We start from the raw sequence: 14,694 nt of genomic DNA, 5'->3' as shown, positions 1-14,694 counted from the left end.
ACACGATCGAGCCCCGTACGCCGGACGGCGTACGGGGCTCGATCGATCAGGTTCGCGGGCGAGTCGCGGAACTCGCCGGTCGACTCAGTACCAGTGGTGGCTCTGCCAGAACGTCCACGCCTGGCACGGGCTGCCGTAACGCTCGTTCATGTAGCTCAGGCCCCACTTGATCTGGGTCGCGGGGTTGGTCCGCCAGTCCGAGCCGGCCGAGGCCATCTTGCTCGCGGGCAGCGCCTGTACCAGACCGTATGCGCCGGAGGAGGCGTTGGTGGCGTTGACCCGCCAGCCGCTCTCCCGCTCGACGATGTTGCTGAAGCACGTGTACTGGGTCGAGCTCATCATCGACTTGGCGATCGCCTGGGCGTCGGCGGCGGACGCCGACACCTTCTCCACCGCGCCGCGGTTGTCGGAGCGCGCCGCGCGTTCCTGGGCCGCCTTGCGGTCGGCGGCCGCCTTCTCCTCGGCGGCCTTGTCCGCTGCGGCCTTGTCGGCCGCGGCCTTCTCCGCGGCGGCCTTCTCGGCCGCGTCGCGCTCGGCCTTGACCCGGGCGGCCTCTTCGGCCTGCACCCGCTGCGCCTCGTCGTAGGCGGCGGTCTGCGCGTCGGCCTGCTGGGTGATCCCGGTGCTCAGTTGCTGCACCTGGGGGGCGGCAGGAACCTCGAGAAGCTTCGTGGTGCTCGCTTCGTCTACCGTCTGGGCGTCGGCGGACGCGGAAACGCCCGTTCCACTGAATCCGACGACGGCGCCAACGGCCGTGACAGCGGTGGCGGATGCCACGGCTATCCCCCGAACCGAGATCCGGCTCACACACGTTCCTTCCGACAGGCGCGCACCGCGGTCGAAGCGGCGTACGAGTCCAACCCCCGGTCTCCCCACGCCCCCCGAGGGAGCGTTTCGGCCCGCGCACCGAACTGGTTCATCGGTGCGTGTGGTGGGCGGCGTACAGCAGGTCAAGTGTCGAGTTGTCGGGCAGCGCTGTACGCGAGGGTCTTACAAGTCCAGCAGCCTGCCTCAGCCAAACATTCGGAAGCAATTTTCGAAGGCGTGGCGAACATCACAACTCCCGGAAACGCAAAGCCTTTTCCCTTTCGGCCCAAGCCCGTTTCCACCCGGAATATGCGGACACGTGCACGGGACGCCACCGGCGCGGAAACGCGCGGGCGCGGGGGGCGGGGGGCGGGCGCGGGCGCCGGGGCAGGGGGGCGCGGTGGCGCCGGCGTGCGGGCGCGGAAGTGCGGGCCGGAAGCCCGAAGGATCGGAGCGCGAAGGCGCGAAGGCGCGAAGGCGCCGGGCCGAGGAGGTGCGGTGTCGCAGGCGCGGAGGCGCGAAGCGAAAACCCGAATGCGCTGGGACACGGAAGCGCCCACGGGAAGGCCCCGCCGGGAACGTCTCGAAGCAGTCGAGGCGTTCGACGGCGGGGCCGGATCGATCGATTTCCCGTAGGCCCCTCACCGGGCATCCGTCAGCCCGGCAGGTCCTCCAACATCTCGGTCACCAGGGCCGCGATCGGCGACCGTTCGGACCGGGTGAGCGTCACGTGCGCGAACAGCGGATGCCCCTTGAGCTTTTCCACCACCGCGACCACGCCGTCGTGTCGACCGACCCGCAGGTTGTCCCGCTGCGCGACGTCGTGGGTGAGCACCACCCGCGAGTTGCTGCCGATCCGCGACAGCACGGTCAGCAGCACATTGCGCTCCAGCGACTGTGCCTCGTCCACGATCACGAACGCGTCGTGCAACGACCGGCCGCGAATGTGGGTGAGCGGCAGGACCTCCAACATCCCGCGCGCGACGACCTCCTCGATCACGTCGGACGTGGTGACCGCGGACAGCGTGTCGAAGACCGCCTGGGCCCAGGGGCTCATCTTCTCGTTCTCGGTGCCGGGCAGGTAGCCGAGCTCCTGACCGCCGACCGCGTAGAGAGGACGGAAGACCATCACCTTGCGGTGCTGGTTGCGCTCCAACACCGCCTCCAGACCCGCGCACATCGCCAGCGCCGACTTGCCGGTGCCCGCCCGGCCGCCCATCGACACGATGCCGATGTCCGGGTCGAGCAGCAGATCCAGCGCTATCCGCTGCTCGGCACTGCGCCCGTGCAGGCCGAACACGTCCCGGTCGCCGCGCACCAGCCGGACCTGCTTGTCCGCGGTGACCCGACCGAGCGCCTTGCCGCGCTCGGAGACCAGTACCAGGCCGGTGTGGCAGGGCAGGTCGGCGGCCTGCTCGATGTGGGTGCGATCGTGCTCGAACAGGGCGTCGATGTCCGCCGAGTCGACGGTGAGTTCGGCCATCCCGGTCCAGCCCGAGCTGTTCACCAGTTCGGCGCGGTACTCCTCCGCGTTCAGCCCCACCGCGGAGGCCTTGACCCGCATCGGCACGTCCTTGGACACCAGCGTCACATCGTGTCCCTCGGCCATGAGGTGCCTGGCCACCGCCAGGATCCGCGAATCGTTGTCCCCCAGCCGGAATCCGGGCGGGAGCACGGTCGCGTCGATGTGATTGAGCTCCACCCGCAGGGTGCCGCCGGAGTCCCCGATCGGCACCGGGGCGTCCAGCCGCCCGTACTGCGTGCGAAGTTCGTCCAGCATCCGCAGCGCGTGTCGGGCGAAGTAGCCCAGTTCCGGGTGGTGCCGTTTGGCCTCCAACTCGGTGATCACGACGACGGGCAGAACCACCTCGTGCTCGTCGAACTTCAAGAGCGCCGACGGATCGGCAAGGAGCACGCTGGTGTCGAGGACATACGTCCGGTGCTGCGGAGCACGGCGTTGGATCGTGGCCACGGAGTGCCTCGCCCCCTCTCAGGGCACGCGCACCGTGCGCCCTGATCGCTCGGAGTCCGGGCCCCGGCCCGAAGGCCGGGTGCCCGGCCCTCCTGTCGCCGTGAACTGTGGAGCATGTAGTGCACGGAAGGGCCTCCCGGGCAGGTGACGGGGTGTCACCCACATATCGCACCGGCCCACATGGATGTGCGCCGGCCCGACGGGGTTATTCCCGTCCGGGGCACGGTCAACACAAAACGGATGATCACATGCCGATGGAAACCCGGCCGTGAGCAGGAGCGGTGACGAGGCGTCAGGCCCCGTAGCGGCGGTGTCGGGCGGAGTAGTCGCGCAGGGCCCGGAGAAAATCGACCTTGCGGAAGTCCGGCCAGAAGGCCTCGCAGAAGTAGAACTCCGAATGTGCGCTCTGCCACAACAGGAAACCGGACAGCCGCTGTTCACCCGACGTTCGGATGACCAGGTCCGGATCGGGCTGGCCGCGGGTGTACAGGTGCTCGGCGATGTGCTCGACGTCCAGCACCTCGGCCAGTTCCTCGATCGAGGTGCCCTTGCCGGCATGCTCCACGAGCAGCGAGCGGACCGCGTCGGCGATCTCGTGCCGGCCGCCATAGCCGACCGCGACGTTGACGAACACGCCGGTCAGGTCCGCGGTCTCGGTCTCGGAGCGCTTGAGCACTTCGCGCGTGTGTTCGGGCAACAGGTCCAGTGCGCCGACCGGGTGCACCCGCCAGCGGCGCGCGGCGGCCAGGTCGGTGACCGCATTCTCGATGATCACCATCAGATCGGCCAGTTCTTCCGGCGGCCGATTGAGGTTGTCGGTGGACAGCAGCCACAGCGTGACCACCTCGACACCGACCTCTTCACACCAGGTGAGCAGCTCGTGGATCTTGTCGGCACCCTTGCGGTGGCCCTCGGCGACCTGTTCGCCGTACGCCTTCGCCCAGCGGCGGTTGCCGTCCAGGATGACGCCGACGTGACGCGGTATCACCGTACGGTCGAGCGACGCCTCGATGCGCTTGCCGTATGCGCCGTATGCGAGGTCCCGCAGGCCCATGTCCACCTGCTCCTCCGTCCGTGATCACCCGCGCCGAAAACCCTACTCCCGTCCGACACCCGCTCGACGTCACGTGGCAAAGGGCAGGCGTGAAGATGCGGTGAAGGTCGGCTCGCGGACGGCGTGTCGCGCGCTCGTCCGAGGGTGGCTTTCCGAACGCCGAGGGCCCGGCGGGAGGGATCCCGCCGGGCCCGGAGCGTACCGGTATTTTGACGTCGAGTCAGCTTCAGCCGTCGAGTCGCGAGACCAGCTTGTTGTACTCGTCCCACAGGCCCTGCGGGGTGTGCGAACCGAACTTCTCCAGGTGCTCGGGGACCAGCGCGGCCTCCTGCTTCCAGATCTCCCGGTCCACGGTCAGGAGCAGATCCAGCTCCGCGTCGGTGAGGTCCAGGCCCTTGAGGTCCAGGGATTCACGCGTCGGCAGTACGCCGATCGGGGAGTCCACGCCGTCGGCGAGCCCTTCCAGGCGCTCGACGATCCACTTGAGCACCCGGCTGTTCTCGCCGAAGCCCGGCCAGACGAACTTGCCGTCCGCGTCCTTGCGGAACCAGTTCACGTAGTAGATCTTCGGCAGCTTGTCCGCCGAGGTGGCCTTGCCGATGTCCAGCCAGTGCGCCATGTAGTCGCCCATGTTGTAACCGCAGAACGGCAGCATGGCGAACGGGTCGCGACGCAGCTCGCCGACCGTGCCCTCGGCGGCGGCGGTCTTCTCCGAGGCGACGTTCGCACCCAGGAAGACACCGTGCTGCCAGTCGAAGGACTCGGTCACCAGCGGCACCGCACTGGCCCGCCGGCCACCGAAGAGGATGGCCGAGATCGGCACACCCTTCGGGTCCTCCCACTCGGGCGCGATCGTCGGGCACTGTGCGGCCGGGACGGTGAAGCGCGCGTTGGGGTGGGCGGCGGGGGTCTCCGACTCGGGAGTCCAGTCGTTGCCCTTCCAGTCGATCAGGTGCGCGGGCTTGTCCTCCGTCATGCCCTCCCACCAGACGTCGTTGTCGTCGGTGAGCGCGACGTTGGTGAAGACCGAGTTGCCCCACATGGTCTTCATCGCGTTGGCGTTGGTGTGCTCGCCGGTGCCCGGCGCGACACCGAAGAAGCCCGCCTCGGGGTTGATCGCGTACAGCCGGCCGTCCTCGCCGAACCGCATCCACGCGATGTCGTCGCCGACGGTCTCCACCTTCCAGCCCGGAATGGTCGGCTGGAGCATCGCGAGGTTGGTCTTGCCACACGCGGAGGGGAAGGCGGCGGCGATGAACTTCGGCTCGGCGCCCGAGGGAGGCGTGAGCTTCAGGATCAGCATGTGCTCGGCCATCCAGCCCTCGTCGCGCGCCATAACCGACGCGATCCGGAGCGCGTAGCACTTCTTGCCGAGCAGGGCGTTGCCGCCGTAGCCCGAACCGTAGGACCAGATCTCCCGGTCCTCGGGGAAGTGCGTGATGTACTTCTCGCTGTTGCACGGCCACGGCACGTCCGCCTCGCCCTCGGCGAGCGGGGCCCCGACGGTGTGCACGGCCTTGACGAACTCGCCGTCGGTGCCCAGGAAGTCCAGCACCGCTTGGCCCATTCGGGTCATCGTGCGCATCGAGACCGCGACGTAGGCGGAGTCGGTGATCTCGACCCCGTAGGCGGCCAGCGACGAGCCGATCGGCCCCATGCAGAACGGCACCACGTACATCGTGCGGCCACGCATCGAGCCGGCGAACAGGCCGCCGAGCTTGGTGCGCATCTCGGCCGGGGCTATCCAGTTGTTGGTCGGACCCGCGTCCTCCTCCTTCTCGGAGCAGATGAAGGTCCGGTCCTCGACGCGCGCGACATCCCGAGGGTCGGAGGTCGCGTAGTAGCTGTTGGGGCGCTTGTTCTCGTCGAGCTTGCGGAAGGTGCCCTTGTCGACGAGGAGGTCGGCGAGGCGCTGGTACTCCTCGTCCGAACCGTCACACCATTCGATCCGGTCGGGCTGAGTCAGCCGGGCGATCTCGCTCACCCAGTCGAGCAGCTGCCTGTGTTTCGTCGGGACCTCGTTGGCCACGATCGCTCCATTTCGCGCCTGGGACGGCGAGTCCCCGGCGTCGGGGTTGAGGGTTGCGGGGATTTTATCCGGTCGGCCGGGCGCGGAACCGCCCGGGACAGGGCCCCACCTGGAAGTTGTGCCCCGTACCGGACCGAAAACCCCAAAGACGTGCGGTTTCGCGCCCCTCCGGGACAAGATCTCCCGTGATGCGTCTCACTTCGTACCTACCAGTAACCTACGTGGGCGTAAGTACACTCGGCGACATGAGTGTGGACGCGCACGCCTTGACGGCGCCCTTGACGCCCATCAAACCGAAGCTGCGCGGATGGATCCACGCGGGGACATTTCCCCTCGCCGTGGCCTCCGGCATCGCCCTGGTCGCCCTGGCCGCGGATACCAAATCCCGCATCGCGTGCGGCGTGTTCGCGCTCACCGCGGCGATGCTCTTCGGCACGTCCGGGGTCTACCACCGAGGCAACTGGGGACCGCGCGGTGAGGCGGTGTTGCGCAGGCTGGATCACGCCAACATCTTCCTGATCATCGCGGGCACCTACACCCCGTTGACCATCCTATTGTTGGGCAAAAGCGACCAAATCCTGCTGTGGGTGGTATGGATCGGGGCACTCGCCGGGATCGGTTTCCGGGTCTTCTGGATCGGCGCACCGCGCTGGCTCTACACCCCGATCTACGTCGCGCTGGGCTGGGCCGCGGTGTTCTACCTGCCCGAGTTCATGCGCGAGGGCGGCGTCGCGGTGGTGGTCCTGGTGATCGTCGGCGGCGTGCTCTACAGCCTCGGCGCGGTGGTCTACGGGATCAAGCGGCCCAACCCCTCACCACAGTGGTTCGGCTTCCACGAGGTCTTCCACGCCTTCACGCTGCTCGCGTTCGCGAGCCACTTCATCGCCGTGGCCCTGGTTGCAGTGGACTGATCACCGCCTCACTCATCGGCCCGAAGGCCCGCCGCTCCGTTCGGAGTTGCGGGCCTTCGGGCTTTTCCGGGTTTTCCCCCGAGCTTGGGCTGCTCTTTGCCGAGTGTTTTGACAGTCGCTTGTTTTTGAGGGCTACTGTCATAAGGTAGAGACAACCAATGGATGGGGACTGTCATGGATGCGACGAAGCAGGAGCCGGACCGGGCGAACGAGGCGGACGGGCCGCCCGACCCGAGGCGGTGGTGGGCGCTGGGCGCGCTGGTGGTCGGGCTCCTGGTGGTCGGCCTGGACACCACGATCGTCAACGTGGCGATGCCGACGATGAGCGAACAACTCGGCGCGAGCACGGGCGATCTCCAGTGGATCGCCGACTCGTACATCGTGGTGTTCGCGGCGCTGATGCTCCCGGCCGGGCTGATCGGCGACCGCTACGGCCGGCGGCTCTTCCTGCTGGTGGGGCTCGCGATATTCGGCGTCGGCTCGGTGCTCGGCGCACTGGTCGGCTCGGTCGAGGGAGTGATCGCGGCGCGCGCGCTGATGGGCGTCGGCGGGGCGTTCATCATGCCGCTGTCGTTGTCCATCCTGCCCTCGCTCTTCCCCGCCGCCGAGCGCGGCAAGGCGATCTCGGTCTGGGCCGCGAGCACGGCCCTGGGCATCCCGCTCGGGCCGATCCTGGGCGGGCTGCTGCTGGAGCACTTCTGGTGGGGTTCGGTGTTCCTGATCAACGTCCCGATGGTCGGGCTGGCCCTGCTCGTGTGCGGGTTCCTGCTCCCGGTGTCGCGCTCGGCCGACGCCCCCAAGGTGGACGTCACGGTCACCGTCCTGGTCGTCGCGGGGCTGACCACGCTGATCTTCGCGCTGATCGAGGCGCCCGAATGGGGCTGGGCCGACGCGCGCGTGCTCGCCTTGTTCGGCGCCGCGGCACTGCTCATCGCGAGCGTGGCGGTGCGCGAGAGCAGGGCCCGGCACCCGATGATCGACTTCGGGCTGTTCCGCGACCGCAACTTCCTGTGGGGCACGGTCGCCGCCCTGGTGCCGTCCTTCGCCATGGCGGGCCTCCTGTTCGTGGTCCCGCAGCGGTTCCAGGGCGTGGACGGACACAACGCGTTCGGAACCGGTCTGCGGCTGCTGCCGCTGCTCGGCGGGTTGTTCGTGACCGCCCTGGCCAGTGACAAGCTCGTGCCCCGGTTGGGCTACAAGGTGGTCATCCCGACCGGCCTGTTCGTGCTCGGTGGCGGGCTGTCGATGGGAGCGAGCGGCTCGGTGCACGACGGGTACGCCTGGACAGCCGCCTGGCTGGCCGTGAGCGGCCTGGGGCTGGGGCTCTCCATGGTGCCCGCGATGGACGCGGTGATGGCCAACCTGACACCGGAGCGCGCCGGCATGGGGTCGGCCCTGGTGCAGACCCTGCGTCAGGTGGCGGGCGCGCTGGGAGTGGCGATCCTGGGCAGCGTGCTCGCGTCCGCGTACCTTGACCGGATCGACACGAGCGGCCGCCCGAACGAGGTCGCCGACACCGCGCGCGACTCGATCGGCGGCGCGGTCAAGGCGGCCGGCCGCAGCGGCGACCCGGCGCTGCTCGACTCGGCCCGGGACGCGTTCGTACACGGCATGGACCTGAGTCTGCTGATCTGCGGCGTCACGTCGTTGGCCGTCGCCGTCGCGGTGGCCGTCTTCCTGCCCCGCCGCACCGCCACCGACCCTCGGCCTGTGCCGCCCCCCACCGGACCGGGAGAATCGGGGCATGACCGCGAAGGAGCCCTCCATCCCTGACCTGCCCGGCTCGCCCGTGGGGCTGCGCGAGCGCAAGAAGATCAAGACCCGCCAGGCGATCCGCCGGGAGGCCTATCGACTCTTTCGCGAGCACGGCTACGACGCGACCACCGTCGACCAGATCGCCGAGGCCGCGGAGATCTCGCCCAGCACGTTCTTCCGCTACTTCCCCAGCAAGGAGGACGTCGTACTCACCGACGAGTACGACCCCATCCTGGTGGAGGTCATCCGGACGGCGCCCAAGGGCATGAGCCTGCTCCGGGTGTTGCGCACCGGTCTGCTGGAGGCGCTGCGCGAGATCATCCGGGTGGACGGCGAGGAGATGGCCACCCGGATGACGCTGGTGCTCAGGGTGCCGGCGCTGCGGCGCCGCACCTACGAGCAACAGATGCAGTCCTGGAGCCTGATCGCCGAGACGTTCGCCGCCCGAAACGGACGCTCGACGGACGACCTGGAACTGCGGGTGGCCGCCGCCGCGATCAACGCGGCGATGGCCGAGGCGATCATGGCCTGGGCGCGGCGCGACTGCACCGAGGACCTGGTCGAACTGGTCGACCGGGCCCTGGGACTGTTGGAGACGGGCCTACGGGACAGGCCGTGACCCGCGCCCGCCCGACCCGTCGCGCGCGCGTGGGGCGACCGGTCGGGCGGGAGCGCACCCTCAGGCTCGGGCCACCGCCTTGGCCAGGACCTGTTCGGCCAGGTCCTCCGGGTCGGTCACCGGCGCATCGCACGTGAAGTGCCGACACACGTACGCCGCCGGTCGGCCGCCCACCAGCGGCCGGTCGCGCAGCAGCGGCAGCGGCGACTCCTCGGCCGGGTCGCCCATCGCGACCACGGCGCCGGGGGCGGTGGACATCAGCGCGGTCAGGTAGAGCGCCCAGGTCGCGTCGTCGTCGCGCGGGCCGACCACGGCGATCTCGCGCGGGCCGTCCAACCACGCCTCGGCGACCGCCAGGCCCCAGCCGATCTGCCGCGGGGCCCGGTCCGCCAGCACCCGGACCAGGCCGAGCGCGCGGCCGGCGGCCTCGCGGTGGTCCTCCGAGCCCAGGTGCGCCGCGTAGCCGAGCAGGGCGCCGGCGGCACCGGTCCAGCCGGACGGGGTGACCCCGTCGGTGGGGTCCTGCGGCCGCCGGAACAGCTCCTCCGCGTCGTCCGCGGTGTCGTACAGCGCGCCGTCCTCGTCCACGAAGTGCCCCAGCACCACGTCCACGAGCACGCCGGCGAAGGTCAGCCACGCATCGTCCGAGGTCACCGCGTACAGCGCGAGGAAGCCCTCGGCCACGTCCGCGTAGTCCTCCAGGACGCCCGCGTTCGGCCCGGGTCGGCCGTCGCGCGAGGTGCGCACCAGCCGGTCGCCGAGTTCGTCGTCCTCGTCGCCGCCCAGGTGCACCGCGAGCAGCAGGTCGGCCGCCGCGAGCGCGGCGTCGAGCAGGTCGGGGCGGGAGAACAGGGTGCCGGCCTCGGCCAGCGCCGCGATGGCCAGCCCGTTCCAGGCGGCCACCACCTTGTCGTCCCGGCCCGGCCGGGCCCGCTCCGCGCGTGCGACCAGCAACTTCGCCCGTACGTCGGTCAGTCGCTCGATGTCCTCGGGGTCGTCGAGCAGTTGCAGTACGGACATGCCGTGCTCGAAGGTGCCCTCCTCGGTCACCGCGAACACGTCGGCCGCCCACGCGCCGTCCTGTTCGCCGAGCACCTCGATCAACTGCGCCCGGGTCCAGGCGTAGAACGCGCCCTCGACCGAGCGGCCCTGCGCGTCCAGGCTGTCCGCGTCCAGCGCGGAGGCGAACGCGCCCTCGGGGGTGCGCAGTTCGCGCACCACGAAGTCGGCCGTCTCCAGCGCGATCCGGCGGGCGAACTCGCTTCCGGTGGCCCGCCACAGGTGGGTGTACACCCGGATCAACTGGGCGTTGTCGTAGAGCATCTTCTCGAAGTGCGGCACCACCCACGCGGCATCCACCGAGTAGCGGGCGAAGCCGCCGCCGAGTTGGTCGTAGATGCCGCCCCGGGCCATCGCCTCGCAGGTCTCCTGGGCGATCTCCAACGCCGCCTCGGACTCGGTCCGGGCGTGGTGGCGCAGCAGGAACTCCAGCACCATCGACGGCGGGAACTTGGGCGCGTCGCCGAACCCCCCGTGCACGCCGTCGTACTCGCGCGCGAGCAGGGTCAACGCCGCGTCCAGATCCTCGGCGGTCGGCGTCTCGCCGCCGGTGTGCAGGTCGCGCGGGGCGGCCAGGGAGGCGGCGACCTGGAGGCCGGTGCGGCGCACCTCGTCGTTGCGGTCGACCCAGGCCTTGTTGATCTCGTACATCACCTGCCGGAACGAGGGCATCCCGCGGCGGGCCTCGCTCGGGTAGTAGGTGCCGCAGTAGAACGGCTCCCCGTCGGGCGTGGCGAACACGGTCATCGGCCAGCCGCCCTGGCCGTGGTTCATCGCGACCGTGGCCTCCATGTAGACCGCGTCCACGTCCGGGCGTTCCTCGCGGTCGACCTTGATCGCGACGAAGTTCGCATTGACGATCGCGGCGGTGGCCTCGTCCTCGAAGGACTCGTGGGCCATCACGTGGCACCAGTGGCACGCGCTGTACCCGACGCTGAGCAGGATCGGGACATCACGGCGGCGGGCCTCCGCGAACGCCTCCTCACCCCACGGCCACCAGTCGACCGGGTTGTCAACGTGTTGGAGGAGGTACGGCGATGTGGACCCAGCGAGACGATTCGGCATGGGGCCATCCTCGCGCGCCGGCTCCGGAAATCCCGGGAGGCCCCTCCCGGGGGTCGATCGGATGCGGCGGGCGGGACCGCCATCCGGCCGGCTCGGCCCAGCGGTGCCGGGCGCGAAGAGGCCAACTCTGGACTTGCCGGTCCAATTTTGGCGACCTACGGTGCCTGCATTCCCAACCAATGCGCCCACACCCAGAGAGGTGTCACCCATGCATGCGATCCGCATCGAGGAGCACGGCGGCCCCGAGGTCATGCGCTGGACCGAGTTGCCGGACCCGTCGCCCGGCCCCGGCGAGGTGCTGGTACGGCTTGGCGCCGCCGGGGTGAACTACATGGACATCGGTGCCCGCAGGGAGGGCGGCCCGGGCTGGGCCGCCCCGGTGATCCTCGGCGCCGAGGGGATGGGCTACGTCGCCGCGGGACGGCCACGGACGCCGCGCGGTCCGTGGCCGGCGAGCTGCTACAGGTATGGCAGCAGCGGCTGACCGCAGGCATCCGGCACATGCAGGACAGCGGCGAGATCGCCCCCGAACGGGATGCCGAGCGCGAGGCCGCGGCCCTGCTGGCCGGCATCCAGGGCGGCGTGCTGATCCTGCTGACCACGGGCCGCATCGCCCACCTGGAGGCCGCGCTCGACCTGGGCATCGCCCACTTGCGCAGCCCCGACCCCCGCAACCGGCGCCCTGAGCCGAGCGGTGACAGCGATCGCACGTCGCCGGCGCGGTGACGCCCGCAGCCCCGCACCCGGAGGTGGGTGGCTGGGCAGCGTTCCGCTCGGGCGACCGGGGCGCCGTCGCCCTCCCGGCGCTTGGCGGCGTCGGAGTCGGTGTCGGCAGTGGCCTTGAACCGTCGCGCCGGCGGGCCGGTCAGGTACCGGGGGTGTCCTCGGCGTCCTTGGGCGCCTCCCGGGCGGCGCGGGAGGGGCGGGGGGTGTCGGTCGGCCAGTTGCTCTGGTTGGCGTCCACCCGCTTGAGCTGCTTGTTCATCGACTTGATCAGGAACCAGGTGGCGACGGCGATCGCGGCGACGACCACGAACCCGAGCAGGCCGGGCGTGACCTTGCTCTCCTCGACCGCGAGCTGGAGCGCGAGCGGTGTCATGACGAACTACCTCCTGGATCGGAACCCTTGTGAACAAGAGTGACATCCGATCGGCGGGACGTACGCACCGAGGGCCCGGAGAGATGTCCTCCGGGCCCTCTTTCGCGTCGTCCCGGGTCGTCCCCGAGGCACCGGCTAGTGCCGCACGCCCACCCGGACGCCCGCGAACAGGTCGTCCTCCGGCAGGTCGGTGTCCACCAACGAGCGAACCAGTTCGTAGTCCTCGGTCGGCCACACCTCGCGCTGCACCGAGATCGGCACCCGGAACCAGAAGCCGTCCGGGTCCACCTGGGTGGCGTGCGCGATCAGCGCCCGGTCGCGGGTCTCGAACCAGTCGGCGCACGGGATGCGCGTGGTGATGTCCCGCTCGTCGCGGTCGCCCCAGCGCTCCAGCCACTCGCCGTACGGCGACTCCAGACCGCGGCTGAGCATGCCCTCGTGCAGAGCCTCGATCCGGGCCCGGGAGATGCCCTGGTTGTAGTACAGCTTCAGCGGCTGCCACGGCTCGCCGGAGTCCGGATACGCATCCGGATCGCCCGCCGCGTCGAAGGCCACCATGGTGATCTTGTGCGTCTGGATGTGATCGGGGTGCGGGTAGCCGCCGTTCTCGTCGTACGTGGTGATCACGTGCGGACGGAACTCGCGGATCAGCCGGACCAGCGGCTCGGCCGCCTTGTCCACGTCGAGCACCGCGAAGCAGCCGTCCGGGAGCGGCGGCAGCGGGTCCCCCTCGGGCAGCCCCGAGTCCTCCCAGCCCAGCCACGCCTGCTGCACGCCCAGGATCTCGCGCGCCGCGTCCATCTCTTTGCGGCGCACCTCGTGGATGTTCGCCTCGATCTCCGGGTCGCCCTGGAGAGCGGGGTTGAGCACCGAGCCGCGTTCGCCGCCGGTACAGGTCGCGACGAGGACCTCGGCCCCCTCGGCGACATAGCGCGCCATGGTGGCCGCGCCCTTGCTCGACTCGTCGTCGGGGTGCGCGTGCACCGCCATCAGCCTCAGCCGATCGTCACTCACCGGAACGTCGCTCCTCATCCGTGCCCCGTGTCCCAGCCGCCGGGTCGTACCGCCGGGACCTGTCGAGGGCCGCTCTTGCACCGGACATATAGTGGCCGATAGATCTCGCTCGGGCGCAAACCCGGGCCCGTCCCGCAGGAGACCCGGTGAGCGCAACGCCCGTCACCCGTTACGGCAAGGGCGCCACCCGAAACGACCGCAAGCTGCGGATCGCCTTCGCGGTCTTCATGGTCGTGCTCGTGGCCGGGACGGTGTGGATCGGCCTCGATGTGGCGAACCCCGGCGTGCGCGGGTCTATTCCGAGCTTCAAGGTCGTCTCGGATTCCTCGGTGGAGGTCCAGGTGGAGATCCGCAAGGACGCCGACAAGGAAGCCGTCTGCGTACTGCGCTCGCGCGACGAGGGCGGCGCCGAGGTGGGCCGCCGCCAACTGCGCTTCGCCAAGGGCGAAAAGCACATCGAGCGCACCGAGACGCTCCAGACGGCGGGTCGACCCAACACCGCCGAGCTGGAGGATTGTCACACCGTCGGCTGACCGACGGTCGGCGCCGATCGCGGATCGGCCTCCCGAGTCGCCCGGGTGTGCGTGACTGCCCGAGACGTCGGGAGATTGTTACTCTCGAAGCTTCGTCCCCTCACGACCCGAGGTGTTCACACCGCGGACGGTGAGGGGGCGCTGGTATATGTGACACCTCTCCGTGCCACCCGGGCCCGCCCGGACGGCCGGTCGGGTCGCGTGTACCTCTTTCGTACGCACCGTGTACGCAACCCCTGTCGCAGACCTACGAGGAGCACCCCGTGACCCAGACCAGCGAAAGCGTCACCTGGCTCACCCAGGAGGCGTACGACCGGCTCAAGGCCGAGCTGGAACACCTGTCGGGTCCCGCCCGTGCCGAAATCGCCGTGAAGATCGAAGAGGCCCGCCAGGAGGGCGACCTCAAGGAGAACGCGGGCTACCACGCGGCCAAGGAGGAGCAGGGCAAGCAGGAGCTGCGCATCCGCCAGCTCATCGGCCTGCTGCAGAACGCCAAGGTGGGCGAGGCCCCCGCGGACGACGGCGTGGTCGAGCCCGGCATGGTCGTCACCGTCATCTTCAACGGCGACCACGACGAGCCCACGACCTTCCTGCTCGGCTCGCGCGAGGACGCCGTGAGCGACGTGGACGTCTACTCGCCGCAGTCGCCGCTGGGCAAGGCGATCAACGGCAAGTCGGTCGGCCACAAGGCCACGTTCGCGCTGCCGAACGGCAAGAGCACCAGTGTCGAGGTCCTGGCGGCCAAGCCCTTCAAGGGCTGAGCAACGACCCGAAGCG

At 69.9% G+C, this 14,694-nt stretch carries 14 protein-coding genes; 7 read left to right on the top strand and 7 right to left on the bottom strand.

The genetic code is table 11. The annotated features are described in order from the left end of the window. Positions 1-84 precede the first annotated feature (84 nt). The 4 genes from ACZOOI_RS17660 to ACZOOI_RS17645 all read right to left on the bottom strand — a co-directional run bounded on the left by ACZOOI_RS17660 (position 85) and on the right by ACZOOI_RS17645 (position 5,862). On the bottom strand, positions 85-639 hold the full coding sequence (locus tag ACZOOI_RS17660) for an aggregation-promoting factor C-terminal-like domain-containing protein (RefSeq protein ID WP_465276775.1): 555 nt from the start codon (positions 637-639) through the stop codon (positions 85-87). Between the two features lie 823 nt (positions 640-1,462). Next, on the bottom strand, positions 1,463-2,779 hold the full coding sequence (locus ACZOOI_RS17655; protein WP_465276774.1) for a PhoH family protein: 1,317 nt from the start codon (positions 2,777-2,779) through the stop codon (positions 1,463-1,465). A 292-nt stretch (positions 2,780-3,071) separates the two neighbouring features. Beyond that, positions 3,072-3,833, bottom strand: a complete 762-nt coding sequence (locus ACZOOI_RS17650) for an isoprenyl transferase (protein WP_360311901.1) — start codon at positions 3,831-3,833, stop codon at positions 3,072-3,074. Between the two features lie 226 nt (positions 3,834-4,059). Next, positions 4,060-5,862 (bottom strand): phosphoenolpyruvate carboxykinase (GTP), encoded by a 1,803-nt coding sequence (locus tag ACZOOI_RS17645; RefSeq protein ID WP_465276773.1) that lies wholly within the window; start codon positions 5,860-5,862, stop codon positions 4,060-4,062. 245 nt (positions 5,863-6,107) lie between these two features. On the opposite strand from ACZOOI_RS17645, the gene trhA reads away from it, so the two are divergent. From trhA to ACZOOI_RS17630, 3 genes are all read left to right on the top strand, one after another. Beyond that, entirely contained in the window at positions 6,108-6,773 is a 666-nt protein-coding gene (gene trhA / locus ACZOOI_RS17640) for a PAQR family membrane homeostasis protein TrhA (protein ID WP_465276772.1), read from the top strand. 174 nt (positions 6,774-6,947) lie between these two features. Next, positions 6,948-8,546 carry an MFS transporter gene (locus ACZOOI_RS17635; RefSeq protein ID WP_465276771.1) on the top strand — a complete coding sequence of 533 codons (1,599 nt, stop codon included), beginning with the start codon at positions 6,948-6,950 and terminating at the stop codon, positions 8,544-8,546. Then, the gene (locus ACZOOI_RS17630; RefSeq protein WP_465276770.1) at positions 8,518-9,147 is read left to right on the top strand and encodes an acyl-CoA-like ligand-binding transcription factor; all 630 of its coding nucleotides are present in this window, start codon (positions 8,518-8,520) and stop codon (positions 9,145-9,147) included. The genes ACZOOI_RS17635 and ACZOOI_RS17630 overlap by 29 nt, the downstream gene beginning before the upstream one ends. A gap of 60 nt (positions 9,148-9,207) precedes the next feature. Here the strand turns inward: ACZOOI_RS17630 and ACZOOI_RS17625 are convergent, their stop codons facing one another. Then, complete coding sequence (locus tag ACZOOI_RS17625) at positions 9,208-11,271, bottom strand: thioredoxin domain-containing protein (protein ID WP_465276769.1); 2,064 nt, start codon at positions 11,269-11,271, stop codon at positions 9,208-9,210. Positions 11,272-11,479: 208 nt separating this feature from the next. On the opposite strand from ACZOOI_RS17625, the gene ACZOOI_RS17620 reads away from it, so the two are divergent. Together ACZOOI_RS17620 and ACZOOI_RS17615 are read left to right on the top strand one after the other, a co-directional pair. Further along, positions 11,480-11,755, top strand: a complete 276-nt coding sequence (locus ACZOOI_RS17620; RefSeq protein WP_465276768.1) for an alcohol dehydrogenase catalytic domain-containing protein — start codon at positions 11,480-11,482, stop codon at positions 11,753-11,755. Next, entirely contained in the window at positions 11,716-11,997 is a 282-nt protein-coding gene (locus ACZOOI_RS17615) for a TetR family transcriptional regulator C-terminal domain-containing protein (protein ID WP_465276767.1), read from the top strand. Before ACZOOI_RS17620 ends, ACZOOI_RS17615 begins: the two co-directional genes overlap by 40 nt. Positions 11,998-12,136: 139 nt before the next feature. On the opposite strand, the gene ACZOOI_RS17610 is transcribed toward ACZOOI_RS17615, so the two are convergent. Both ACZOOI_RS17610 and mca read right to left on the bottom strand, forming a co-directional pair. Next, a complete protein-coding gene (locus ACZOOI_RS17610; protein ID WP_465276766.1) occupies positions 12,137-12,370 on the bottom strand; it encodes a hypothetical protein in 234 nt (77 codons plus the stop codon). Between the two features lie 135 nt (positions 12,371-12,505). After that, a complete protein-coding gene (mca, locus tag ACZOOI_RS17605) occupies positions 12,506-13,360 on the bottom strand; it encodes a mycothiol conjugate amidase Mca (RefSeq protein WP_465281225.1) in 855 nt (284 codons plus the stop codon). A 170-nt stretch (positions 13,361-13,530) separates the two neighbouring features. On the opposite strand from mca, the gene ACZOOI_RS17600 reads away from it, so the two are divergent. Together ACZOOI_RS17600 and greA are read left to right on the top strand one after the other, a co-directional pair. Further along, a complete protein-coding gene (locus ACZOOI_RS17600) occupies positions 13,531-13,917 on the top strand; it encodes a DUF4307 domain-containing protein (RefSeq protein ID WP_465276765.1) in 387 nt (128 codons plus the stop codon). A 263-nt stretch (positions 13,918-14,180) separates the two neighbouring features. After that, complete coding sequence (gene greA, locus ACZOOI_RS17595; RefSeq protein ID WP_465276764.1) at positions 14,181-14,678, top strand: transcription elongation factor GreA; 498 nt, start codon at positions 14,181-14,183, stop codon at positions 14,676-14,678. Positions 14,679-14,694 lie beyond the last annotated feature (16 nt).

This window comes from Embleya sp. L77 (assembly GCF_055557415.1).
This window is presented reverse-complemented; position numbering and strand designations above follow the sequence as displayed.

Coding starts and splice junctions, on each gene's coding strand:
- ACZOOI_RS17650 (WP_360311901.1), bottom strand. CDS start 3,833: ATGGGCCTGCGGGACCTCGCATACGGCGCATACGGCAAGCGCATCGAG.
- trhA (WP_465276772.1), top strand. CDS start 6,108: ATGAGTGTGGACGCGCACGCCTTGACGGCGCCCTTGACGCCCATCAAA.
- ACZOOI_RS17635 (WP_465276771.1), top strand. CDS start 6,948: ATGGATGCGACGAAGCAGGAGCCGGACCGGGCGAACGAGGCGGACGGG.
- ACZOOI_RS17630 (WP_465276770.1), top strand. CDS start 8,518: ATGACCGCGAAGGAGCCCTCCATCCCTGACCTGCCCGGCTCGCCCGTG.
- ACZOOI_RS17625 (WP_465276769.1), bottom strand. CDS start 11,271: ATGCCGAATCGTCTCGCTGGGTCCACATCGCCGTACCTCCTCCAACAC.
- ACZOOI_RS17620 (WP_465276768.1), top strand. CDS start 11,480: ATGCATGCGATCCGCATCGAGGAGCACGGCGGCCCCGAGGTCATGCGC.
- ACZOOI_RS17610 (WP_465276766.1), bottom strand. CDS start 12,370: ATGACACCGCTCGCGCTCCAGCTCGCGGTCGAGGAGAGCAAGGTCACG.
- mca (WP_465281225.1), bottom strand. CDS start 13,360: ATGGCGGTGCACGCGCACCCCGACGACGAGTCGAGCAAGGGCGCGGCC.